The 22,991-nt window shown below is 38.0% G+C and carries 23 protein-coding genes; 13 read left to right on the plus strand and 10 right to left on the minus strand.

Translation table 11 applies throughout. The features are described 5' to 3' along the window. The first annotated feature begins 83 nt into the window (after positions 1-83). A complete protein-coding gene (locus tag ACZ5OK_RS17225; protein WP_343843177.1) occupies positions 84-635 on the plus strand; it encodes a GNAT family N-acetyltransferase in 552 nt (183 codons plus the stop codon). 601 nt (positions 636-1,236) lie between these two features. Here ACZ5OK_RS17225 and ACZ5OK_RS17230 read toward each other — a convergent pair. After that, complete coding sequence (locus ACZ5OK_RS17230) at positions 1,237-2,088, minus strand: AraC family transcriptional regulator (RefSeq protein ID WP_343843180.1); 852 nt, start codon at positions 2,086-2,088, stop codon at positions 1,237-1,239. A 290-nt stretch (positions 2,089-2,378) separates the two neighbouring features. Here ACZ5OK_RS17230 and ACZ5OK_RS17235 point away from each other — a divergent pair, with 290 nt between their 5' ends. Together ACZ5OK_RS17235 and ACZ5OK_RS17240 are read left to right on the plus strand one after the other, a co-directional pair. Next, on the plus strand, positions 2,379-2,600 hold the full coding sequence (locus tag ACZ5OK_RS17235) for a VOC family protein (protein ID WP_343843183.1): 222 nt from the start codon (positions 2,379-2,381) through the stop codon (positions 2,598-2,600). Positions 2,601-2,740: 140 nt separating this feature from the next. Beyond that, positions 2,741-3,742 (plus strand): DUF3231 family protein, encoded by a 1,002-nt coding sequence (locus ACZ5OK_RS17240; RefSeq protein ID WP_343843185.1) that lies wholly within the window; start codon positions 2,741-2,743, stop codon positions 3,740-3,742. A gap of 274 nt (positions 3,743-4,016) precedes the next feature. Here the strand turns inward: ACZ5OK_RS17240 and ACZ5OK_RS17245 are convergent, their stop codons facing one another. After that, entirely contained in the window at positions 4,017-4,325 is a 309-nt protein-coding gene (locus tag ACZ5OK_RS17245; RefSeq protein ID WP_343843188.1) for a helix-turn-helix domain-containing protein, read from the minus strand. Positions 4,326-4,885: 560 nt separating this feature from the next. On the opposite strand from ACZ5OK_RS17245, the gene ACZ5OK_RS17250 reads away from it, so the two are divergent. Beyond that, on the plus strand, positions 4,886-5,470 hold the full coding sequence (locus ACZ5OK_RS17250; RefSeq protein ID WP_343843191.1) for a hypothetical protein: 585 nt from the start codon (positions 4,886-4,888) through the stop codon (positions 5,468-5,470). Positions 5,471-5,823: 353 nt separating this feature from the next. Here ACZ5OK_RS17250 and ACZ5OK_RS17255 read toward each other — a convergent pair whose 3' ends face one another. Beyond that, on the minus strand, positions 5,824-6,990 hold the full coding sequence (locus tag ACZ5OK_RS17255; RefSeq protein ID WP_343843193.1) for an MGDG synthase family glycosyltransferase: 1,167 nt from the start codon (positions 6,988-6,990) through the stop codon (positions 5,824-5,826). Between the two features lie 469 nt (positions 6,991-7,459). Here ACZ5OK_RS17255 and ACZ5OK_RS17260 point away from each other — a divergent pair, with 469 nt between their 5' ends. The 3 genes from ACZ5OK_RS17260 (at position 7,460) to ACZ5OK_RS17270 (ending at position 11,658) form a co-directional block, all read left to right on the plus strand. After that, positions 7,460-8,863, plus strand: a complete 1,404-nt coding sequence (locus tag ACZ5OK_RS17260; protein WP_343843196.1) for an MFS transporter — start codon at positions 7,460-7,462, stop codon at positions 8,861-8,863. Positions 8,864-8,960: 97 nt separating this feature from the next. Next, on the plus strand, positions 8,961-10,832 hold the full coding sequence (locus ACZ5OK_RS17265) for an LTA synthase family protein (RefSeq protein ID WP_343843198.1): 1,872 nt from the start codon (positions 8,961-8,963) through the stop codon (positions 10,830-10,832). A gap of 76 nt (positions 10,833-10,908) precedes the next feature. Continuing rightward, the gene (locus tag ACZ5OK_RS17270; RefSeq protein WP_343843200.1) at positions 10,909-11,658 is read left to right on the plus strand and encodes an SDR family NAD(P)-dependent oxidoreductase; all 750 of its coding nucleotides are present in this window, start codon (positions 10,909-10,911) and stop codon (positions 11,656-11,658) included. Between the two features lie 86 nt (positions 11,659-11,744). On the opposite strand, the gene ACZ5OK_RS17275 is transcribed toward ACZ5OK_RS17270, so the two are convergent. Beyond that, on the minus strand, positions 11,745-11,954 hold the full coding sequence (locus ACZ5OK_RS17275; protein WP_343843203.1) for a hypothetical protein: 210 nt from the start codon (positions 11,952-11,954) through the stop codon (positions 11,745-11,747). Between the two features lie 307 nt (positions 11,955-12,261). Between ACZ5OK_RS17275 and ACZ5OK_RS17280 the strand changes: the two genes are divergently transcribed. Further along, positions 12,262-13,020 (plus strand): hypothetical protein, encoded by a 759-nt coding sequence (locus ACZ5OK_RS17280; protein ID WP_343843206.1) that lies wholly within the window; start codon positions 12,262-12,264, stop codon positions 13,018-13,020. Between the two features lie 183 nt (positions 13,021-13,203). Here ACZ5OK_RS17280 and ACZ5OK_RS17285 read toward each other — a convergent pair whose 3' ends face one another. Continuing rightward, positions 13,204-14,052 (minus strand): glycerophosphodiester phosphodiesterase, encoded by an 849-nt coding sequence (locus ACZ5OK_RS17285; RefSeq protein WP_343843208.1) that lies wholly within the window; start codon positions 14,050-14,052, stop codon positions 13,204-13,206. Between the two features lie 336 nt (positions 14,053-14,388). Here ACZ5OK_RS17285 and ACZ5OK_RS17290 point away from each other — a divergent pair, with 336 nt between their 5' ends. Further along, positions 14,389-15,591 carry an esterase-like activity of phytase family protein gene (locus ACZ5OK_RS17290; protein ID WP_343843211.1) on the plus strand — a complete coding sequence of 401 codons (1,203 nt, stop codon included), beginning with the start codon at positions 14,389-14,391 and terminating at the stop codon, positions 15,589-15,591. Between the two features lie 28 nt (positions 15,592-15,619). On the opposite strand, the gene ACZ5OK_RS17295 is transcribed toward ACZ5OK_RS17290, so the two are convergent. Then, positions 15,620-16,510 (minus strand): hypothetical protein, encoded by an 891-nt coding sequence (locus ACZ5OK_RS17295; protein WP_343843213.1) that lies wholly within the window; start codon positions 16,508-16,510, stop codon positions 15,620-15,622. Between the two features lie 876 nt (positions 16,511-17,386). On the opposite strand from ACZ5OK_RS17295, the gene ACZ5OK_RS17300 reads away from it, so the two are divergent. From ACZ5OK_RS17300 to ACZ5OK_RS17310, 3 genes are all read left to right on the plus strand, one after another. Continuing rightward, positions 17,387-17,854, plus strand: a complete 468-nt coding sequence (locus ACZ5OK_RS17300) for a Dps family protein (RefSeq protein ID WP_343843215.1) — start codon at positions 17,387-17,389, stop codon at positions 17,852-17,854. A gap of 335 nt (positions 17,855-18,189) precedes the next feature. After that, positions 18,190-18,759, plus strand: a complete 570-nt coding sequence (locus ACZ5OK_RS17305) for a GNAT family N-acetyltransferase (protein WP_343843218.1) — start codon at positions 18,190-18,192, stop codon at positions 18,757-18,759. Positions 18,760-18,973: 214 nt separating this feature from the next. After that, the gene (locus ACZ5OK_RS17310; protein WP_343843418.1) at positions 18,974-19,576 is read left to right on the plus strand and encodes a DUF2268 domain-containing putative Zn-dependent protease; all 603 of its coding nucleotides are present in this window, start codon (positions 18,974-18,976) and stop codon (positions 19,574-19,576) included. A gap of 304 nt (positions 19,577-19,880) precedes the next feature. On the opposite strand, the gene ACZ5OK_RS17315 is transcribed toward ACZ5OK_RS17310, so the two are convergent. Genes ACZ5OK_RS17315 through ACZ5OK_RS17325 form a run of 3 tightly spaced genes read right to left on the minus strand, consistent with a single transcriptional unit; the run spans position 19,881 to position 20,996 of the window. Then, positions 19,881-20,120: a hypothetical protein gene (locus tag ACZ5OK_RS17315; RefSeq protein WP_343843221.1), complete on the minus strand. Its 240-nt coding sequence runs from the start codon at positions 20,118-20,120 to the stop codon at positions 19,881-19,883. A gap of 39 nt (positions 20,121-20,159) precedes the next feature. After that, positions 20,160-20,387 (minus strand): hypothetical protein, encoded by a 228-nt coding sequence (locus ACZ5OK_RS17320; RefSeq protein WP_343843223.1) that lies wholly within the window; start codon positions 20,385-20,387, stop codon positions 20,160-20,162. Between the two features lie 42 nt (positions 20,388-20,429). After that, positions 20,430-20,996, minus strand: coding sequence for a hypothetical protein (locus ACZ5OK_RS17325; RefSeq protein ID WP_343843225.1), 567 nt, complete (start codon positions 20,994-20,996; stop codon positions 20,430-20,432). Between the two features lie 405 nt (positions 20,997-21,401). Between ACZ5OK_RS17325 and ACZ5OK_RS17330 the strand changes: the two genes are divergently transcribed. Next, positions 21,402-21,761 carry a hypothetical protein gene (locus tag ACZ5OK_RS17330; RefSeq protein ID WP_343843228.1) on the plus strand — a complete coding sequence of 120 codons (360 nt, stop codon included), beginning with the start codon at positions 21,402-21,404 and terminating at the stop codon, positions 21,759-21,761. Between the two features lie 135 nt (positions 21,762-21,896). On the opposite strand, the gene ACZ5OK_RS17335 is transcribed toward ACZ5OK_RS17330, so the two are convergent. Further along, on the minus strand, positions 21,897-22,913 hold the full coding sequence (locus tag ACZ5OK_RS17335) for an oxidoreductase (protein WP_343843230.1): 1,017 nt from the start codon (positions 22,911-22,913) through the stop codon (positions 21,897-21,899). Positions 22,914-22,991 lie beyond the last annotated feature (78 nt).

A 22,991-nucleotide genomic window follows, 5' to 3' on the forward strand; every position in this document is an offset into this window, starting at 1 on the left:
AATATTATGTATTTTTATAGTATCATAAAAAGAAGGAAACAACTTAAAAAAGCGAACGTATTTTCTTATAATAGGAGAATTGCATGTTAGAATTCTTAGAAGAACTATTCAAAACAAGTAAAATAACTCCTTTAAAAAAGAGTGGAAATTTAAAATATGAAGCCCAATATCAAAAACAATTAATAATTGATAATGGGTTTGAAGTTGTAAATGTCTTTGAAGATAACCAAAGTATAATAGTTTTATACAGACACTTCTACGAGGATACACCTAAAGAAGAAGAAACGAATATAATTCTCTCCCTAAGAGTAATTACTAAAAGCGGAGTAAAACATCCTGACCCAACTATTAAAGCATTTTTTAATGATATTTTTTCGGAAATTAATTTAGCAGATATCGATATCAAAGAACACATGTCAAATGAAGGTTATGGTTCAATACTCCTTAATAATTTAATTAAAATTGCGATAAAAAGAAATGTTTCAATGATATCTGGGTGGATATCTAGTGTAGATGAAGATCATATTGAACGCCTTTTATACTTTTATAAAAAACATGGATTTGAAGTAGTTTTAAAAGAAACTGGTAATAAAACTAATAACATAGGGGATTTAGTTTGGATTAATAATAATTAAATCATTACCGATTCATAATTTAATTTCATTTTGTTTGACAATCCCTTTTCCAATAAATTATAGAAAACAGGGATTGTCAAAATGAGATTACTATTAGAGTTTTAAGAGTATTTCTCTGTCTATAACAACCTCTACTCTCTGCTTTACCACTATTTGTGATACGGTTCACCCTCTCATAGATCAAATTCATCCACATCCCCCGCCCCGCTTCCTCGTTAACCACATCAAGTTGCCGGAGTATTTCATCTGCCTTTTTATCTTGTTCCTCCGTTGTAATGAAGGCATCTTTTGGAATGCATAGGTTTGTCCATTTGAGATTCCTGGTACCGAACTACCGGGGAATATCACTACAGTCTCAAATTAGTTTTTCTACTTTCCTCTCCTTTTTCCACCAGATCTTGATATACCTGAAAACGCCCCACCAACTACTTCATTTCTTGATTTGTCCCCATCACTATCCATTGAATTGTCATTTTCGTAACAATTGGTCCTCAAATTCTGTGTTTTTTCATATGTAATATAAAAAAAGGTAGTTCATTCAGGAGTACATGTTGATGTTTTGTACTCCTAAACGAACTACTTCCAAAACGATTATCTCTTATTATTTTACAGGAATCCAAATTTCAGAATACAGATCCGGATCGGCGGGATCTTCTTCTGAATACACTTCCAATTCTGGTGTACCCGCATGCTGGTAACCACTTGAAGGAAACCATTCTGAGAAAATTTTCTTCCACGCGTTCTGCATAGCATCTGGCATGGGACCATGAACTCCGAATACTGCCCATTTGGAAGAGGGTATATCCAAAATTGATAATCCATCAGGCGGGGACCCATCATAGGTGGTACCTATCCAATAGTCAATGGAATGGGAGCTTTTATCAACACACACTCCTAAAACTCCTTCAATGGCACCATCATTCAACCTGAACAATAACTCATCGGTTCCATCTGAATTTACCTTTTCCCACATTTCTGGAATCCCTTTATTATTTTCCTCATTGACCAATGAAAATTCCCTCTTCATTCCCGCGACTTTGAAACCTTCCCGCTCAACAATCTTATACTCCATAGGTTCTGCTCCTTTCAAATTCACCTGGATCACCAGGCGGTTATAGGATGTTAGCTTTCCGGAATTTTTTCTGGCATCACTGGGTGTCACACCATGCTGCCTGCGAAAGGCCTTCGTGAAAGCTTCGGGAGTGTCGTAGCCATATTTGTATGCGATGTCAATCACTTTAGCACTTGTTTCCATTAACTCATGGGCAGCTAAAGCTAGACGGCGGCGCCGAATATAGTCGCCTATAGATATATCAGTCAATATTGTAAAGGTACGCTGAAAGTGAAATACTGAAAAATTTGCCTGGCCAGCAATGCTTTCAATGGATAGATCATCCAGCAAATGTTCTTCAATAAAGTCAATCGCCGTCTGTATGGACTCAATCCACGTCATATCGCTCACTCCCTATTTAGATCGTAACAAGTCTTCATTTTTTGGTCCTGTCATTCTGTGCTTTCAGGTGACAGACGATTTAATTGAAATAAATCGTTCTTTCTGGCACTATGAATAGCTATTTTTGATTGTTGACTTATGCTAAGAATACAAGGGATTTTTGTGAAATATATTTAAATACTTAAGTCTTAAAAATCATAAAATACCTTCAAAAAATTCCAAACATTAAGTAATCTTATCTATATTATATACGTATGTAGGCTGCGAAATAAAGTAGGGAAGTGATTTAAATGTTTAATGTAGGTGGAGTAATTATTCCTGTCACAGATTTAAAAAAGTCAAAACTGTGGTACGAAGAAAACTTAGGTCTTACGAAAGTTGATGAATGGAATAATGACGAAGAACTTGGTGCAGGTTATTGCTTTAAGAGGTGCGATATTCCCCACATAAGACCTTACCATCCACAGAATATAATGTTCCATAGCAGTCGTACTCCCCGGGTAATTATATGATGGATATGTTGAAAAAATATTCAAAGGAAACAATCTAAACATTTATTCTCTCTTTACATAGTTACAAATTTATAAATCTCAAAGTTTAAGGAATACTAAAGACTACATAACATTGAATACACACTATGGAGGAATGCTACATGCCTGAAAAACCCGGACTTACTTCATCAGAACTTGGTACGCTATGGCTTACTTACCAGCAAAAAACAATGATTCTAAGGATGTTGGAATATTTCATAGAGAAAGCCGATGACGAAAAAGCAAAAAACATAATGGTTGACTTATACGATGAAATCGACCCATATGTAGAGAAAATAGCGGTAATTTTCCAAAATGAAGGAGCTGCAATACCAGTCGGTTTTACTTCCGAGGATGTCAACAAAGGGGTACCAAAACTTTACGACAATGGTTTCGATATTATGTTCGTTCGCTTGATAACGGAAATTAGTATGGGTCTGCACACACTAAATATAACCATGGCATCTAGGGAAGATATTGTCATGATTTTTAAAGATCTCACTGCTATTACGCAAAAATATTACAATGCTTGTACACAGTATTTGATTGAAAAAGGAATGCATGCCCGGCCGCCGTATGTTTCCATGCCCAAAAAGGTTGAGTTTATTACAGATACTTCTTATTTAAGAGGATGGCTTAATCCGTTTAGTAGAAAACGAACGATGAATACAGTAGAAGTTGCTAATATGTTCCATGCGATTGAAACAAATATTATGGGGCTAAAATTTATTACTGGTTTTGCGCAATGTGCAAATACTCCCGAAGTAAAAAAATACTTCACTAAAGGAGGGGAAATTGCCAAAAGCATCATTAAGGAACTTAACGAAGTCTTTCTCGAAGACGGTGTTCAAGCACCTGTTGTATCGGGTGGAAATCCAACACGTTCAACAGTGGCTCCGTTTTCTGATAAAATGATGATGTATTGTACAAGCCTTTTCTGCAGCTTTGCAATTGGAGGAAACTCTCTGGGAACTGCCTTTAGCTTACGAAATGATTTGGCGCCTAAAACTGCTGCTTTCATTAAAGATATCTTTGAATATGCCCATGAGGGAGCGAAAATTATGATTAGGAACGGTTGGATGGAAGAACAACCTCCAATGGAAGAGCGAGAAAAACTTATATAATAACTACTTCTAGCATACTATTGTATCAACTTATTAAAGAGCGCTTTATGAGGTTCGTTATGTATCTGAGGTTATAGTGAAAAATGGTGGTGGAGCCGGGAGACATCCTGGTTCCATTTTTTGATTGCTTGCGCTACTCTTTTACAGATAAATAAATCTAACGTTAAAAGTATAAAGGGACTGCAAGAGATTAACATCTTCGTTCTCCATCATGAAGAATTCTAGGGGTTACGAAGTTTGTATTTAATGCAATAACAATCACTCGTTTTCCCCCTTAATCTTCGTCTAATTCAACTTCCCAGTCGTCACCAAAATCTTCTCCAGGAAGTTCAGCTATTTCATCTTCTGTATCATCATGTTCCCTTTGTTTCTTAAGGTACTCAAACCCCTCTGACGGAATAAACCACTTTCCACGATTAGATAATTGTTTACCTGAGATCTTTCCTTCCTTTATCCAATTACGAACGGTTTCTGTTGATACGCCATAGTAATCCGCTACTGATTTTGTATCGATATGCCTCACTCCATTATCATCCGTTGTTTCCTCAGAAAGTCCAAAGACGACAATAAACAAAATAAACAAAAATGACCCTATAATTCGAATACGCTCTCGGATTATCCTCTCCTTTTCCTGAATGAATGGAACTGCGAATCAGCGTGAATTTCTGTAAGCCCTAATGGCAGATTTTAATTTTTTCATATAGGTCTTTTCTAGTTTCGCTTCAGAACTATGGGCTTGGTTTTTATATCAATTACTATTATTGTAACACTCCAATAAAAATAATTGTTCGTATATTCTGAATCCAGCTCCTTTTCAGAAAGATTAGGCTACCTGATCTTAATGGTTCAGTTATGGGAGAGAAAACAATAATCCTAAAACGAGTGCTAAACGATATGTTATTTTATACATCATTTACTTACTCGCTAATACTCGCTAATGAAGCAAGTGTATTTGGCATTTAATATATGTAGGTTTTGGCCGTATGAATATTAGATTTTATGTATAATTAAGATATGTAGTTATTGGATGATGCGGTATTTTTATTCAACATACCTTTAGATAGCTTGTTCAACTAAAGGGCAGGAAAGTGGAACAAGAATTTAGTTTTTAATATTAATATAAAAAGTGAGGAGGGATTATTGATGAAAAGGCTAATAAGTATATCTCTTATTGCTGTCTTATCAGTAGTATTGATTTATTGGGTTGTTTTTTCAGATTTTGAAATTGGAAAATATGATAATTTTCAAGAAGCAATTGAAAAAGGTATTCCTTATAAAGTTAATGATATCATCCACACTGAACAATATGATCATGTAACCATTGTTATGTACACGACAGACCCTAACAAAGAAGACTTTCCTTTTGCAAATTACGAAGCACTTGCATTAGCCTTCTTTAAAGGAAGTGATGAAGAAGGTTGGTCAAACATTGGTCATCATGGATGGACACATTACGAGAATGATAATATGACGGTGTATATGGAACCTCTGCGTGAATATGATAATAAAGGGAATGAACTGCATGAATTTTATGTGGTGTTTGGTAAAGTAAATAATCCCGAAATTGTAGAAGTAGAGACCAAAACAAAGGAAGAAGAGTCATTTGAAGAAGCTGAAATTATTAAACATCAAGGTAAAAGTAAACGTTATTATTTCAAAATAGGTAGTGAAAGTATTGTCAGAGGATTATCAGAAAGTGGAGATGTAATAGACAGGCAAGGTGGATAAAATGGCGGATTGTGAAATTATGTACTTAAACATCAAAAAAGAAATAGTAGCTTATATTGTGTTTTTAACTTGGATTGGATGCTAGTAACAAATCGTATCGATAGTTCTATTGGCTATGTCCTTTATCTACTATTAGGAATGCTTTCTCTTATTGCAGAAAGGAATGGAGAACAAAAATATCATCGTGGGAAAGTAAAAAATGAATTACATAAAATGAAAACTTTAAATATGAAATAGGATTATTGTGAATATATGAGTTTTTCCTATCTATGGCCTGCATCACCCACCAACACCACGAAAGCACCCGATACCTCAAATGGCCTTTTGAAGTATCGGGTACACAATAACTAAGCTTACACCAGCGCTTCCTCCAACTGGTGGCTTTTTCGATCATCACTGATAAGAAAGGTTAAAATATCCTCTGCAGCATGTTCGTTAATGAATGCTTTTTGCGCTTGTTTGATTTTGTTTAATTTTTCGTGGTCATTAGCTAATAGGTCACCAATCACTGGTTTGATATCCTCTGTGTCTTTACAAATGACGCCCAGGTTGGCACGCTCGGCAAACGATGGGTTGTCTGCTTCCTGTCCTGGTAAAGCGCCTGTAATCACTAAGGGGGTGTTGGCCGCAACGGCTTCGTGCATCACATTCGGGCTGCCTCTTGTAAAGGCAATGTCAGCATCCAGCATCAATTCGTGGATGGCATGGACGAACCCGTAGATTTGCACTTTATCTCCATATCTGCCTTTCAGTGAATGTTCCAGCTTGGCTTTTAATTTTTCATTTCTACCCGCTACAATTTTTACCTGACAATCAAAGTTTTCCAGCAGGTTCCTGGCAATCGTGTCCATATTGCCGACACCTTCTCCTCCACTCATAATCAAACAGGTCAGCGAAGATTTAGCATTGGTTTTTTCTACAGCAGACTGCGGATCTGAATGATTGGTATCCGAATGCTCTGAATCCGGGAAAAACTTAGATCGCACAGGGAAGCCAAGTACTTTAATTTTTTCTTCATCAACCCCGAACTCCATACATTTTTCCTTTGCTTCATTCGTAGGGCTTAGAATAAATTCCGCTCTTGGGTCTGCCCATAAAGGATAAATATTCACCAGGTCCGCGATCAATGTATAGAAAGGGATGTGAATGTTGTGTTTTTCCAGGATATTTATAATCGACCCGTTAAAATTCGGATGAACAGATAAGATGATATCTGGCTTGACCTTCTCTATTAATGCTAAAAAGTTTTTTTCAACCAGGCGCTCTATTAGTGTATTAACGAAGGATGCCTTCACTGCAGATACATTCCAAATGAGCTTCCACAAATCCTCTGACGTTCTTGTGATAGGCCCATAGGATTTACCTACACCTGTCAGCAGCTTTCCTCCCAGCGAGAAGCCATCAACGACTTCAACCGCTACCTCATCATGTCTATCAATTTTTTCGCAGATTGCTTCTGTAATACTCTTATGTCCATGTCCAGTATGGTCAGAAGAGATAATAAGCATTTTTTTCTGCATACGATCCAGCCTTTCTTGAGCAAATAAGCTCAAATCAATCACTCTATTATAAAACTTAAACTTGAAAAAATATATCGGTCTTAAAAATCCTCATAATCCGTTAAAAAGGTTAAAAAATATTCCTGTCTTTCTTATAAGCTAACGTTATTGTAGTACGATACACACCTCGTTACAAGGCTTAATAGATTCTCTGTTTATCCATACTCCTGCTTCCAAGGCCCTCAAAGCCATGAGCCTCATACGTTTTCTGCCCCTTTTCTCTATCCATAAGTTTCCTGGGTTTTACACTATTTTAACACTATTAGTAAAATAATGGATGTGACAAACGTCTTTATTCATTGTTTAAATGAATATAAGATCAAAGCCATCCTGTGCTAAAATAATAGAGTTGGTTACTTGATAAAGTGAAACTTCCATCAGTATGGGGTTTTACAGCCAGTTCATGCATGATAAACAAAGGAGCTTCCACGTGAAACGTTCGAACTTCCATATGTACTATACCATATTTGTATTTATTGCACTTGCTGCATTTGAACATATTATTATTGGGCTGTTTCCGCCGCTGTTCCCTTATATTTCAGAGGATTTATCGCTGGGAGAAGGCAGTCTGGGCTTCATATCCGGGATGAATATCCTGGTCACCGCAATTTCTTCCATCTATTGGGGCTATTTATCCGGAAAATATAATCGGAAACGACTGATTATGATCGGGACGCTCCTCTGGGTAGGGTCGATTTTTTTAACCGCGACCAGCCATAGTTTTGTAGAATTACTATTCTATCAGATTTTAACCGGGATTGGCCTGGGTTGTATGGCGTCTATCGGGTTCAGTGTGCTTACCGATTACATTCCTTATCGTAAGCGGGGGCTGCTGTTAAGTTTATGGGGAATGGCTCAGGGACTTGGAGGAATTGCAGGTTCCATGATGGCGTCTTTAACAGCTACCAGTACAAGCTGGCGGTGGCCCTTTGAAATCATTGGGCTGATTGGCCTGGTTCTTATCTTTTTATATGTTTTCATTACGGAGCCAAACCGCGGGGCCGCCGATCCGGAATTGAAAAATATGGAACCCAGCAATCAGACCTATGATTACGTCATTGAACTTAAGCATTTAAAAGCGATTCTGCTAAAAGGCAGTAATGTTTATCTGTACATCCAGGCGCTGTTTATGAACATAGCAACAGGAAGTCTGATTTGGATTCCTACTTTGTATACGTATAAAATGATTCAGCAGGGCTATGCGATGGATACAGCCGTCATCGCTTCCGGGTTTTTATATGCGATTTTTCAGGTGGGTGGCATGGCATCCGTATACCTTGGTCATCTTGGCGATCGGGTCCAGCGAAAAAGCTTTAAGGGTAGGGCTCATTTAACTGCATTATTTGTCATCTTTACGCTCCCGCTCTATGTATGCTTTTTCGCCATCCCTATGAATGGACTGTCCCTGCCTGATGGGGGCAGCTCCATCGCTATTTTGTTCAGTCTTATTCAGCAGATCTTTTTCAATCCATGGGTGGCCTTACTGTTTGTATTATCCTTTATCGCCTCTGCTTTTCAGTCGGCAAACACACCGAATTGGCTGGCGCTTATTACGGATGTGAATCTGCCGGAACACAGAGGAACCGCCTTTAGTGTGGCGAACCTTTTTAACAGTATTGGACGAACCCTTGGGAATGTAGGGGTAGGGATTATTCTTGGCATGGTTGGCACCCATTTTGACCAGCCCTATAACTACATTATGACTCTATCGATCCTGCAGCTGTTTCTCATTCCGTCCGCCATTTGTTATTGGAAAATGGCGAAGAATAACGTTACGGATATCAGGCATGTGAAAAGTACGTTAACTTCACGCGGGAAAAAGGATACACCTTAAGATAGAAAAATTTGAAACTAAATGTCTATGAAAATCGTCATTTATTCGTGACACTTTTTCGGGATTATAAGATAAATAGACTGCGGGGGAACATTGCATGAAGACAAAACAATTCCACTTACCATTATATATGATAGCCAGTATTCTTTTCGGGTTAAAAACACTCCTTGTATATATGTTCATTTTTGATATGTCGATTGATAATCTGATGCAGGCCATCCTGTTTTTCCTTAATCCATTCATTTCTGCGTTTGCATTTTTCGGATTAAGCATCTGGTTTAAAGGCAAATATCAGAAGCTTTTTATTTGTATCGGAGCGTTTATAGGAACCATTATTGTTTGGGCAAATACAATGTTCTACCGGGACTTTACGGATTTTATTACCATTCCCGTGATGTTTCAGGCCAATAATGCAGGGGATGTCACGAATAGCATTTCCACGCTTTTCCACTGGACAGATCCTTTATTATTTATCGATGTGATTACGCTCGTCTTCCTCAGCTTTAAACAGGCGACAACCAGCTATATTCGCAGGAAAAAGCTATCCATTTTAAGCTTATCAGCCGTCATGGTCCTTGCCAATTTGCTGCTTGCGGAAGTGGCCCGCCCGCACTTATATACCAATGTTTATGATCGGGAGGATATTGTGAAGAACATTGGTCTCTTTAACTATCACCTGTATGATATCGGTTTACAATCCATGACAACCTCCCAAAAGGTTTTTGCCGATGGATCGAAACTGAATGAAATCAAGGATTATGTGAATGAACACGTGAAAAGCAAAGAAAAGTCCGATTTATTCGGGATTGCAGAAGATAAAAACCTTATTTTTGTTTCATTGGAATCGGTGCAAAGCTTTGTAATTGGCAACAAGGTTAATGGCGAAGAGATCACACCCTTTTTGAATGATTTAACGGAAAACAGCTATTACTTTGAGAATTTTTATCATCAGGTAGCCCAGGGCAAAACGTCAGATTCGGAATTCCTGGTGGGAAACTCGTTATATCCTTTACCGGGCGGGGCTGTATTCTTTGTTCGTGGACAGAATGAATATCATGCTATGCCGGAGAGGTTAGCTGAACAAGGCTATTCTTCTGCTGTGTTTCATGCCAATGATAAAAGCTTCTGGAACCGGAACATCATGTATGACTCAATGGGATATCAGAAGTTTTTTGATGAGACCGCTTATGAAATCACCAAGGAAAATTCAGTTGGCTGGGGATTAAAAGATCAATCATTCTTTACACAATCCATGAAATACTTAGAGGACCTGCCTCAGCCGTTTTATTCGAAGTTTATTACACTAACCAACCATCATCCTTATGGATTAGGGGAAGAGGATACATCCATTGAAGCTTTTGATTCTGAATCAGAAACGGTCAACCAATATTTCCAGACTGTACGCTATACGGACGAAGCCATACAGCAATTCTTTAAACAGTTAAAACAAGCCGGGCTCTACGAAAACTCAGTTATTGTCTTAATGGGCGATCACTATGGAATCAGTGAATATGAGTATGATGCACTTGGCCAATATTTTGGAGAAGAAATTGATGCCTATGACGATATACAATTACAGCGCGTTCCCTTCTTTATTCACATCCCGGGCCAAGAAGGAAAGGTGATGTCTAAAATTTCTGGGCAAATCGATGTCAAACCTACCCTTTTACATTTACTTGGCGTCGACACAACCCATGACATCGGCTTTGGAACCGATCTATTCACAAAGCAAAGAAAAGACTTTATCGCCTTCAGAGATGGAAGCTTTGTCAGTGATAAATACGTTTATACTGAAGAAACCTGCTATGAACGAGGCACCGGCCGCATCCTGGCAGAAGATACAAATAGCAGCAACCCTTCTGTATGCGAACCTGTAAAAGATCAAGTTCAAAAAGAGCTCGATTACTCGGATGATATTGTTTATGGAGATTTATTTCGATTTTATGATTTGAATGACAAAAGTGAATGATTTCCCTTACGAAACATAAAACTACTATAATGAAAATGAAGGAAATCTTTATAAAAACATCCAGGAGGTCCTATTCATGAGCAAAGTAGCAATCATTACAGGCGCAGGCAGTGGCTTAGGACAGGCTACCGCACTTCGATTAGCAGAAGAAGGAGTAAACATCGCAGTCGTTGATGTGAATGAAGAAGGTGGAAATGAAACCGTCGAGATGGTGAAAAAAGCCGGAGCAGATGCGCTGTTTGTAAAAGCTGACGTTTCCAAGCCTGAAGAAGTAAAAAATTATGTAGATCAGACCGTTGAGAAGTTTGGTACAATCGATTATTTCTTCAACAATGCAGGAATTTCCGGAAGCGGCCAGTTCTATCTGGACACAGACATCAGTGAAATCGAAAAAATTGTGGGCATTAACTTATTAGGCGCGCTTTACGGCGTTCGCTACGTTGCTGAGGTGATGGTGAAAAACGGCGGTGGTGCAATCGTCAATACATCTTCAAGTGCTGGGGTAACCGGACAGGATTCCGTAGTGACCTATTCCGCTACCAAGCATGGCATTGTCGGTTTAACCAAGAGTATGGTGGCTGAATATGCTAAGGATGGCCTTCGCGTAAATGCCATCGCACCAGGCCCAACCGAAACCCCAATGGTCAAAGAGTTCTATGAAGCCAACCCTGAAATGAAGGAAAACGCAACCGGCGGCATCCCGCAGAAACGTCTGGGTACACCAGAGGAAGTGGCCGAGCTCGTGACCTTCCTGTTAACATCCAAAGCACAGTACGTGAACGGTGAAGTGATTCGGATTGATGGCGGGTTTACGAATACGAAATAAAATAGCAAATACACTAATCAAAAGGAACCGGGGCTATCCCGGTTCTTTTTATGGATGAAGAGAATCAGAGGATCGTCTGGGGCATTTTACTTACTTCTTTTTATATTAAAATCTGATAAAAATGATAACGTTACCCCAACACCTAATAGAACCAAGTACGTTATTTCCAAAAACTCCGGTTCATTATTTATGAATACATCGAACACTAAAAGGGACAAGCCAATAACATTCAGACAAATACTAATATATTTTACAACTTCCCATTTTTTCACATACCCCTCATTAGTTCGAGACAATCTGCCTCACCCCTTTTCGCCTTAAGAAATACCTTATCCCCAATACAAATCATCTTTTCACTATCCCTCTTTGACACTTATCTTAACACAGAACAACCTGCCTTTCTCTTTTCGATATACCAAAAAGGCAATCATCCATCTGAAATACCGGGTACTTATTCCATCTGGTTATGGTAAAATCTATCTATGCGTACATAGGTCTTAAGCAGGGAAGGAGCATATACGGAGCCACGAACGGCTAAATCGAATATACAAACCACACCACCAAACCATCCAGAGAATACATAGGAAAAGGGGAAAAACAGCAATGATTAAGCAAATGTTTGGAAGTATGGCTATTTTATTTTTCATTTTTCTGGGGGCTTTTTTTATTTTCAATGAGGAACCAGAGGAAGAAACTGTAGAAGAGGAAAAAGAGCCTGAAGAGGTAAAACTGGAATTAAATTTACTGGAGAGGGTCGATAACTTGTGGGGAGAAGGCACGGTTGATGGTCATACGGCATTAGTATTCCGAAACGATCATAACTTCCCTGTTTACATAGACGGTATGGCTGCGGATTATTTCGACACAGATGGACATCAATTTGATTCAGATTCTTTCAGGTTCGTTCCTAAAATCGTTCAGCCTGGTGAAAAGGTATACGCTGTAAATAGTCCGATATTTGGGGATCTGCAGTTTGCCGAAGACTTCGGTGAATCCATCATAAATGTCCGTCTATCAGAAAAGAAGGATTACATGGATTATGTCACCTTGGAATTAAAGGATATTACGTTTAGAAAACATCTATACGAATCAGGAAATAATGGTTCCATCTACATAAGTGGTGTGTTAAAGAACAATGAAGATGAAAATGTTGATGGCGACAAAATAAGTGTGGTCGGTTTGTATTACGATGATTCAGGGAAACTAATAGGTGGTTTCAACACGCTCTTACACCAATCAGCTACACGGTTACATAAAGGCGAAGAAATGACATTTAAATATGAGCACCTAATGTTGAACAGAGAATTGGTCAATCGTATTCATAGCATTGAGATTAAAGCCGGGTGTTCAGCTTGTAATTAAGGTTACATCCATGTCGGTGCCAGGTACATAATTACTATATGCCTGGTACGTGGATAAACCTTTTTTCTCCTGTTCCCTTCAGCATCTTCGTAATAATTAGTTTCTTCAAAATGATTAATCCCTGCAGATTTTTTCAGATTGGAACAAGGGGGGGCGAGATGCCCCATCCTTGTTTTTTGATAATTATTTTTGTCCGGGAAAGTCATATACATACTCTGGAAAATCTGTGATGATGCCGTCTACTCCCGCTTCAAACAATTGATCTGCATGTTCCTGTTCTCTTACAGTATAAGCGTAAATATCCATTCCTGCCTGGTGTACGCGCTCGACTAAATTTTTGTCTACAAAATTCCGGTTTGGATTAAAGTAATCTGCGTAGGCTGCAAATTCCTGAAGCTGTTCATCAGTTACATCAGCCCAGCTCATACCTGCAAGTACACCGTGAGGAATATTCGGCAGCAGCTGCTTTGACGTTTGAACTGAGTCATGGTTAAAGGATTGAATAATAATTTTATTGTTGTCCGGTCGATGCATATTGCGCTCCATCAGCACATTCGCAACTTTTTCCTCTATTCCCGGGTATAACCCTGGAGACTTCAATTCGATTAACAGGCCGACTTTTCCCCGATAAGTATCCACGATTTCCTCAAAGGTTGGAATCTGCTCACCTGCAAACTCTTCACTAAACCAGCTCCCTGCATCCAATTGCTGAATTTCCTCCAATGTAAAATCTCCAACAAATCCTGTTCCATCAGTTGTGCGGTCGACTGTCGTATCATGAATAGCAATCAGTTCACCATCCTTGGTCATTTGCACATCGATCTCAATATAATCCGCCTTCATTTCCAAAGCTTTTTCAAATGCAGCCATCGTATTTTCCGGTGCATGACCAGATGCACCTCTGTGGGCAACATTGACAACCTGCTGCTGCTCTTGTACAGCAGGTTCTCCCCCCTCTGCTGCAAAGGCTGGAATTGTAAACAGGGACATAAGTAAAACAGACATAACCATGATAGACAGAATCCTTTTCATCAACAACATCTCCCCTCTCGATTTAACGTACCTGATACATAATTGGACAATGTTCATCCTGTGTACCAGGTACCTTTACTATAATAAATGTCTATTAAAATGAGATTAATTTCAGAATAAAAAATGGTAAAAAAAACCAGGTACATAGCAGCAATACAATAGTCCCCTAAACTATTAATCTAAAACACTGGCAGAAAAATCCCATACTTTCTTCATATTGAGGCGTTCACAGCATTTCTTTACACTATCTATAAAGCTAGTTTATATAAAATTCAAACAACTTTGCTAAATTGAGATGTGAACCATTTTCTACACATTTAGAAAGGAGATCGAAAAATGAGGAAATTGGAAAAGCTCCTATTAACAGGGATTGCTGCGGTTTGCTTATCTGGATTTTCAACGGAGGCTGCCAAGGTACCAGGCCATCCCGGGATGGAAAAGGCGAATCCCGCGGCCAAAAAGGATTCTTCTCGTTCCATTGAAGACGTAAGATTCATAGGTTCAGAAATATTACCAAACGAGTTTACTTATAAGGATACGGTTGCTGGTGGTTTTTCAGGTGTTACCTATAACCCTAAAAACCATAAATGGCTGCTGCTATCGGATGACAGATCAGACTTAAATCCTGCCCGCTTTTACAGCGCTAAACTCAATTACAATGCACGCGATTTTCAAAACGTCCAGCTTACCGACGTGACCTATCTTAAACAGCCGGACGGAACGCTATACCCAAACAGAGACCAATACCTTTCTGGAGCGGATGGCGTCATACCGGATCCGGAATCCATTCGTTTTGATCCGGAAGAAGGACATATCTGGTATACAAGTGAGGGAGACCGCAGCCTGGGATTCAATCCATATATCCATCAGGCGGCATTAGATGGACGTTATCTCTCAGAAACTCCTGTTAACGAGACGATAAAAATGAACAACCAGACTAATAAAGGTTTCCAAAACAATTTAGCATTAGAAGCTTCTACTTTCTCTGCTGACGGGCAGACATACTGGACAGCCATGGAGGGCCCGCTTATTCAGGATGACACACTGCCAACCCCTGATTCTGGTGCACTGTCGCGAATGACACAGTACGACCGGGACGGAAACCTCTTAGCTGAATACGCCTATCCGATTGATGCCATCCCTGAAGCTCCTGGTGAGGGTATGCATGCAGATAATGGCGTGACCGAGATCCTCTCGATCAATGAGCATGAATTTTTGGTCCTTGAACGTTCAAGTGTCCAGGATGATAACGGAGACTACAGCAATTACGTGCGGATTTATAAAGTCGACATCAGCGGAGCGACAGATATCAAAACGATGGAGTCTATTAAAGAAAAGAACCTGATTCCAGCGAAAAAGGAACTTATCGTTGATGTGAATACCCTTGATTTAAATAAAGTCGATAATATAGAAGGCATGACCTGGGGAAAACAACTCCCTAATGGCCATGACAGTCTGGTACTGGTCTCAGATAATAACTTCAATGATACCCAAATAACACAATTTATTGCTCTTGAAGTAATTCCGGAAGATGAATAGCTTTTTTTATGTACCAGGTATCTTAAGACTATTTTCCACTTGAGGTACCTGGTGCATTTATAATATCGGTTAAACCCAGATCCTCAAAAGTGTAAAATTCAAACCTTATGTTTACATCGGCAGCCTCTGGTTTTAAACTTTTCACTCTACTTACAAAGCTTTCCTTTATATTTCCAACAAATATATAACGAAGCTCCAAGTTTTGGCTCAATTGACCGGAATATTGGCTTATGAAGTTGGCTGTCCGTTCAATCTCTTTATTCAAATCTTCAACAGGGAAGGATCCTCTTCTCATCACCTTGATCTCCAGGAATAAGGTGGTCTTTTTTCCCAGATTCATCATTCCATCAAATTTGGCTTCCTGACTTGTTCCAGGTAACTTTACATATCGATTGATGATTGCCCCATATTTATTTTCCAGAAATGTAAAGGTACATCCCTCAACGATGAACTGAAATTGTACAGGATTTAGATTTGATTTCATAAAAGAAGAAGTATCGGCATCTTCAACTACCCCATTTCCATTCTCTTTCATCGCTTGATTCTCTTCCATGATTTCATGATTTATGGAGGCTTCTATTTCTTTTTGTGACTTCTTCTCTACAAAATGCTGAAAATAGGCATCACTGTTTCTAATAATGGCTGCAATGTTCTGTAGGAATTCAAGCTTCGCCACTAAGGTGGCTAGTACTAGAATGGCTAAAAAATAACTTGTGGGATGGTCCGCAAACAGACTGACTCCGAGGACGGCCAGCATTCCTATGATTTTAAGGACTTCGCGTCTTAACAATGATGTCCAGATAAAAATGGCTACAAACACAATCGCCAGCACTATTGAAATAACCGCCATACTCTCTCTGAAATGACCGACTATCCAATCCAAGGGCAGCAGCTCCTTTAATAGAATGACTTCAATCATAGAGTACCATATTTTGTCATGGACATTCGTCGGCTATATTTCCTGCTTTTCATGGTGAACTCACTTATTTTTATGCGAAAAAAGGCTTATACACTTACTGGAATGAGCGTCATGAAATAATATAAACTATCATCAATCAGAATGATATAGAAGAATTCCTTTTATCAATCTTCGTACATTCCCACTTCTATTTTTTATAAAAAGGGACTTACGACTGTCATGACACTGTTCCATCCACTGACACTTAGAAAAATGGGGTAAATGTATGTTGACGATATATCTGGTCCGTCATGGGGAAACGCATTCGAACAAGGCCAAATTTAATCGCCCACCTCTTCCCTTTCTCCTTAAAACTGATACAAAAAAACACCCGGCACGCCAAAAAGACACTTATCTTGGTTACCTTATTTAAGCTGATCCATCAATAATTAAATCCACGTCTGGTTAGACTGATGAAGGACATTTTATTTGCTAACCTGCTGAATTATGTCCTTCATTATATGTGTGAAAGTCCTTTGACCTGGAATTTTAACGCCTTACGTCCTTCATCCAGCTTATGACGGACAATTATATTTTCTCGTCACTTCCTTCTGGCCTTCATTAACCCCATTCCAACTAAAATGAAAGACATTAAATAAATTCCCTGCCAATCGTTTAAACTACTGAAGAAAAGCACTTGCCTGGCTGATGTTATTTTTACCACACTCAGTATGATTATCCCTTAAGATGTTCATCGGATTATACCCCCTACACAAGCAAGTATGAATTTCATACAAGCAAATCATTTGCAGATTGCTTCGTATCCAGATTATAATAATTATAAATTAATAATTATTATATTTTATAACCAGAGAAGTTTTGAGGAGGTAAAACATTATGACAAACACAGATGTAAAGGAAGTCTTGAACAAACTGGTAGCTACACAAGGATTATTCTACACACGTCTCCATCAGTTCCATTGGTATATAAAAGGGCAGCATTTCTTCTCCCTTCATGAAAAATTTGAAGAGCTGTATAACAGTGTATCGGAAAGCATGGATGAAGTAGCCGAACGTCTGCTGGCTATTGGCGGGCAACCTTACTCCACACTGGGGGAATTCATAGAACATTCCGTTATAGAAGAACGTGCGGAAGATAAAAATCTATCTGAATCGGAAATGGTCCAGGCCGTTATAAATGACTTTAAAACCTTACGCGATTTCTTATCTGATGGAATTAAGGTAACAGAAGAAAACGGAGATGACGTTTCCAATGACATGCTGATTGCCATGAAAGGTGATATTGAGAAAAATACCTGGATGTTGCAGGCCTTTCTCGGGAATGACGCTGTGGATAAAAAATAAATCACAACAAGGTTGGGTAAGTGTCCAACCTTGTTTTTTTGCCTGAGCCAGTCCATATTCCGGGGATGAAGGACAATTTGTGTGACTGGCATCAATTTTAATTTTGGCCATTAAGCACCCATTCATAAAAAAATATACCCGGTACCTTCACGCAAAAAAAGGTTAATCCTTTTTTGTGTTGAAGTTATTATAGTTACAGGGCATATAAGTATAATGATATGGTATTTATATTACATACATATAGAAAGGTGTGATGTCTTATGGCATATAAACTAAATCAAGATAACAAAGTAGGTTTTGTCTTTTGAAAAAGTTAATGCAGAGGAGATGTCACATTGAAATTGACAGAAGAAACATTTGAGATTGTTTCAGAAACAGAAAGATTAGTCATTAGACCTTTAAGGAAAGATGATTATAAAAATTGGCTAAATGAATTTGAAAACCGGTTTCCATCCCAACATCGACACGATAAAGGGAAAATAGACATGAGTCAATGCACACAGGAATGGTTTCATAATCTGGTAGATAAACATCAAGATTTATCACTTAAAGATATTGCTAACGTGTTTGGTGTATTTAGAAAAGAAGACGGAACACATCTAGGTATGGTTGATTTTTCAACATTAGCAAGAGATGACTTCCAATGGGGAAGGATAGGTTATTCCATCCATAATCAATATTGGAGAAAAGGTTATGGGAAAGAAGCTGTTAAAGAAGCTCTTAATATTGCTTTTAATCATTTGAATTTCCATCGTATAGAAGCCCATATCAATATAGATAATTCTGCTTCATACAATCTGGCATCGAGTGTAGGGATGAAATATGAGTTTACAAGAAGAGGTTTTATTTTTGAATTTGGAGGATGGACAGATAATTTAATTTATTATAAAAACTCTATTGGCTGATCCATTCAACCGAAAAGGCGATTGTTCACTAAGAACAGTCGCTTTTTCACTAAAGGACAGTAGTGTAATGAGATTGGATACTTATGTATGGATTTTGTCTTTCTTAATCATTATATCAATTCTTTCCAATCCCATTACTGGAAGGTGATTAAAATGAAAAAATTATGTTGTTTCTTTATGTTAATAAAATTATAACAAAATCAATAACCTAATCATTGATGCTTTAAAAAAATCAACTGATGAACTTCCCTCCAGAGAAAATAAAGTAGTATACATACTCCCTGCCAATCCAGATGATGCAGCTACTATGAAATGGATGAAAGGTGTTTCAGGAATAGCGTGGAACAAAGACTTTATTCTCATTCAAATTGCTCCACCTTTTTTTGATGAGAATAGTTTAAAGAATACTGTTGCTCATGAATATCATCATTCTGTTTTCTTTGAAAATAATGATAATAGTAGCAGCTTAACATTGTTGGAGGAGGTTATGTTGGAAGGTAGAGCGGACACGTTTGCGCGACTTATGTATCCATCAACCGAGACACCTTGGAGCGATTTTTCATCGCAACATTTAGAGGAAACAACTTGGAAAGCTTTTAGAGAGAATTTAAACTCTACCGATGCTTCAATAAAAGATGATTTTTTCTACGGTAATTCGAGTAGGGGAATTCCAGATAGGTCCAGTTATAAAATAGGTAACAAAATTATGGATCGCTTTATTCAAAAAAATCCAGATGTATCTATTGCTGAGTGGACTGAAATGTCAGCAGATGAAATACTTAATAAAAGTAAGTTTGAGGAATTGAACAATGGTTAACAGACGTGTTGTAAATATGAATGAACCGTGTACTTCTTCAGCCTTTTTGATTTTCCCAGACAAAATCCGGGCCTATGTTTTTGTCCCTTTCATGAAAGAAAATCGTTAAATAATATTCGTGGAAAAGGCTAGGGACTGCAAGGGATGTCTTTGATGCCGTGTTATTTTTACTTTTAGAGTGCAAACTGGATTACTGGTCAGGTACGAATGTCATCGCACTACTTGTCTATCGCAACAAAGCAGTAAAATAGAGGTTGTAAATATATTGGAAAGTCATCGGCAGCCGTCGATGACTTCTAAGTAATTAACCGACCATTTTCATTGTAATCCCAGCAGTCAGAACAAGAGCAAAAGCAATATAGATATATCCGCCTTTCTCTTGTCTGTCCCTGAGTTTTTCGACTCCTCCGAGTAAAGACATCACAGCCAGAAAGGAAAAGAGGATATACGCAGGCCATTCAATTTTTTCAATAAAAAAATGATAAACAGCCATACCAATCCCTAAAATGGCAATCCCAATGTTTAGTTTTCTAATAATTTTCAAAGCAAGCTTCCTCCCTCTATATATTTATTATTTTAATTGTTACTTTTTTTTAGATAGATCATAGAGCAAAATTTTCTTTACATAGAACGATAGTCCAATAAGCAAAATGATAAGCCCAACGATGAATGTAATTAATGGAATATAATTACTGTCTTCACTAGCTGGGTAAAAATCTGGTAAACCAATCATAAGAATTTTTCCGATGCCAGATAAAGCAATAATTATTAGTCCAGAGCATGTAAATATTGCTGCAGTTAATTTATCCAATTACAACCCCACCTCTGAGTTATCCATTGATCTTTGATACTGTTATCCGTTTATTGAAGAAGCTTTATTCAATTCCTTTTCAACCAACTTGAAAACAGAAGAATAGATTCCCTGAACGTTGTCTCGTTGTATTTCGTTGTTTTTCACTGGATAGGAAAATTTCCAGCCCTGATAGCCTTCATCTGCTCCTTCATACAAAAATCCTGATATGTAGTTTTGTGTGTCGTTAATTTTTTTAGCTGCTTCTTTTTCTTTATAGGAAACAGGATTTTCAAGGTCCTGAAACGGTATAGTATTCGCCTTTGACGCTATAAAAAAGGAAGGAGCCCGCTTCTTCTTAAACATTTCTACATACTTCTGGTGTGAAGCATCAGAAAAATGCTCTTCCCTAATGAATACTGCATCATACTTGTCAGGATGTGAACGATATAATTCCTCTAGTGATAAGGTTTTAAAAATAATCTGTTCCTCCCTGACTTCAGGTGTTTCCCCAACAACCGCAATCTTTAAGGGTATCCCTTCATATGGCTCTTCAGCTACTTCATTTGACTGACAGGCACCCAAAAATACTAAGGTTCCTATCATGACAATTTTAAACCACTTAATCATAAAAACACCTTCCCTAATCGTTTCTGCACATGCTTGTGTAACAGGAGGCAGATTTGAGGGACTGCCTCATTTATAAGATGTTATTTTTCATCTTCTGCTACTGTTATTTAATCCTTTTTTGTTCCAATAGCTCAATGATTAGTCACGCTTTCTCTACTGTGGAATAATTTACCTTATATTCTAACATATATATCTAAATTTATAAGATTCATTTACTCCTGAACGCCTGACAAATACTTCCTGCATACCATCACAGCAGCCCATTATCCACCGTAATACAATTGAAATCAAACTGTATAATCCATACGGCCATTTTCATGATATCTTTGTACAAGTACACCTCGTACCAGTTAGTCATCATATCGTTATTCGTTGATTATAAATCTAAAATGTGGAGGCTATTTTATGGGCGTACATCAGGAAAATAAAAAAGAGGCACACGAGGTCAGAAGTCCATTAAAAAGTGAAATGATAGAGTATACGCAACTATTAGAAGAAATGAAGATAAAAATAAGTGACTTACCCAGATCCTCACCCAAAAATGCTGATACACGGCAAGAGGCAATATATATGGCAAAGATGATTTCTGAGAATAAAAATCTCTCAACCTTTGTAAATGAAAAGAAGAAGCTGACACGAAAGGAACTTAAACAATTTCCCGTTGAACACCATAAATTGCTGAAGAAATATAAAACGTATATTATGGCCTGGTGGATTATTTACGCCAAGGATTTTACCCACATCAAAAGTTATATAAACCTCTAACGAAGACAATACATACAAACACAGTATTGTCTTCGTTTTTATATGGGTGTTTTACCCTTCATCATCTACCAGTGCAAAAAATACCCGGCACCACAATAGGACGATTGTCCATTGGAGGTACCGGGTACATAAGGATTACTTTAAGTTTTTAACTCCTGTTTCCAGCATTTCAATCAGGAGAATGGTCTGTTCATCTGTAATGGTTTTATCTTTTCCGTTTACGATAGCTTCATATAAATCATCATATACTCTGCCATAGTCACCATTTACGGATTTTACTTTTTCTTCGTGGATAGTTTCCTCTTCATCCATATACGTCAGTACACCATAATGATTTAAGGTATCTACACCAAAGTCCTTGTTATCAGGCATATAAAACATCTTCAAATGTTCTTCCTGACGATCGACGGTTTCTTTTATAAAAGAACCCTTCTTCCCATGAACGACGAAGCTTGGTCTTTGTTTAAGTCTGAAATAACTGGATTTTACAGATACTTTAAGCTTCCCATAATACAAATCCAAGTCGAAATAGTCATTCATTCTTCCTTCACCTAATAATTGCCTTACATCGTAATGTACATGGTCCGGCTTGCCAAAATAGCTGATGACCTGGTCTAATGTATGACAGGCATGCTCATATAAAAAGGACCTGACAGGATCAAAGGAATGAACAGACTCAGGTACTTCCGGACGAAAATAATCAAAGTGCATTTCCACTTCCAATAAGTCCCCTAATTTTCCTTCTTCAATCACCTTTTGGACGGTTAAAAAGTCACTATCAAAACGTCTATTTTGATAGCCCTGAACAATTAATCCTTTCTCTTTTGCCAAAGCAAATATTTCTTTTGCCTCTTCTGATGTTTCCATAAAAGGCTTTTCAACCAGACAGTTTTTGTTATGTTCCAGTACTAATTTTGCGTATTCATAATGACTGTCAAGCTTGGTGCAAATGACGATGAGTTGAATGTCCTTGTCATTTAATAATTCATCCAAATCTGACGTGTACTTTACTCCTTCAATTGGATCCCAGCGATCATGATCAGGGTTTCGCCGGTAAATGGTTTTCACGTTTATGTTCTCTCTTTGCTGGACGAATGGCAAATGATATCGATTTGTACTTTTTCCATTTCCAATATAACCGATTGTTAGCATGGCAGCCTCCTTATATATATGTAGTCTGTTTGATTGAATGATAAGAAAAGCACCTCCTTAGTTGATTGGCTTTATGAT

This window comes from Salinibacillus aidingensis (genome assembly GCF_055393355.1).

What these genes read in the sequence shown, in the direction of transcription:
- ACZ5OK_RS17335 (WP_343843230.1), bottom strand. Translation starts at nt 22,913, where the DNA reads ATGCTAACAATCGGTTATATTGGAAATGGAAAAAGTACAAATCGATAT.
- ACZ5OK_RS17225 (WP_343843177.1), top strand. Translation starts at nt 84, where the DNA reads ATGTTAGAATTCTTAGAAGAACTATTCAAAACAAGTAAAATAACTCCT.
- ACZ5OK_RS17255 (WP_343843193.1), bottom strand. Translation starts at nt 6,990, where the DNA reads ATGCAGAAAAAAATGCTTATTATCTCTTCTGACCATACTGGACATGGA.
- ACZ5OK_RS17240 (WP_343843185.1), top strand. Translation starts at nt 2,741, where the DNA reads ATGCCTGAAAAACCCGGACTTACTTCATCAGAACTTGGTACGCTATGG.
- ACZ5OK_RS17265 (WP_343843198.1), top strand. Translation starts at nt 8,961, where the DNA reads ATGAAGACAAAACAATTCCACTTACCATTATATATGATAGCCAGTATT.
- ACZ5OK_RS17300 (WP_343843215.1), top strand. Translation starts at nt 17,387, where the DNA reads ATGACAAACACAGATGTAAAGGAAGTCTTGAACAAACTGGTAGCTACA.
- ACZ5OK_RS17230 (WP_343843180.1), bottom strand. Translation starts at nt 2,088, where the DNA reads ATGACGTGGATTGAGTCCATACAGACGGCGATTGACTTTATTGAAGAA.
- ACZ5OK_RS17290 (WP_343843211.1), top strand. Translation starts at nt 14,389, where the DNA reads ATGAGGAAATTGGAAAAGCTCCTATTAACAGGGATTGCTGCGGTTTGC.
- ACZ5OK_RS17270 (WP_343843200.1), top strand. Translation starts at nt 10,909, where the DNA reads ATGAGCAAAGTAGCAATCATTACAGGCGCAGGCAGTGGCTTAGGACAG.
- ACZ5OK_RS17330 (WP_343843228.1), top strand. Translation starts at nt 21,402, where the DNA reads ATGGGCGTACATCAGGAAAATAAAAAAGAGGCACACGAGGTCAGAAGT.
- ACZ5OK_RS17325 (WP_343843225.1), bottom strand. Translation starts at nt 20,996, where the DNA reads ATGATTAAGTGGTTTAAAATTGTCATGATAGGAACCTTAGTATTTTTG.
- ACZ5OK_RS17280 (WP_343843206.1), top strand. Translation starts at nt 12,262, where the DNA reads ATGATTAAGCAAATGTTTGGAAGTATGGCTATTTTATTTTTCATTTTT.
- ACZ5OK_RS17235 (WP_343843183.1), top strand. Translation starts at nt 2,379, where the DNA reads ATGTTTAATGTAGGTGGAGTAATTATTCCTGTCACAGATTTAAAAAAG.
- ACZ5OK_RS17250 (WP_343843191.1), top strand. Translation starts at nt 4,886, where the DNA reads ATGAAAAGGCTAATAAGTATATCTCTTATTGCTGTCTTATCAGTAGTA.
- ACZ5OK_RS17295 (WP_343843213.1), bottom strand. Translation starts at nt 16,510, where the DNA reads ATGATTGAAGTCATTCTATTAAAGGAGCTGCTGCCCTTGGATTGGATA.
- ACZ5OK_RS17285 (WP_343843208.1), bottom strand. Translation starts at nt 14,052, where the DNA reads ATGAAAAGGATTCTGTCTATCATGGTTATGTCTGTTTTACTTATGTCC.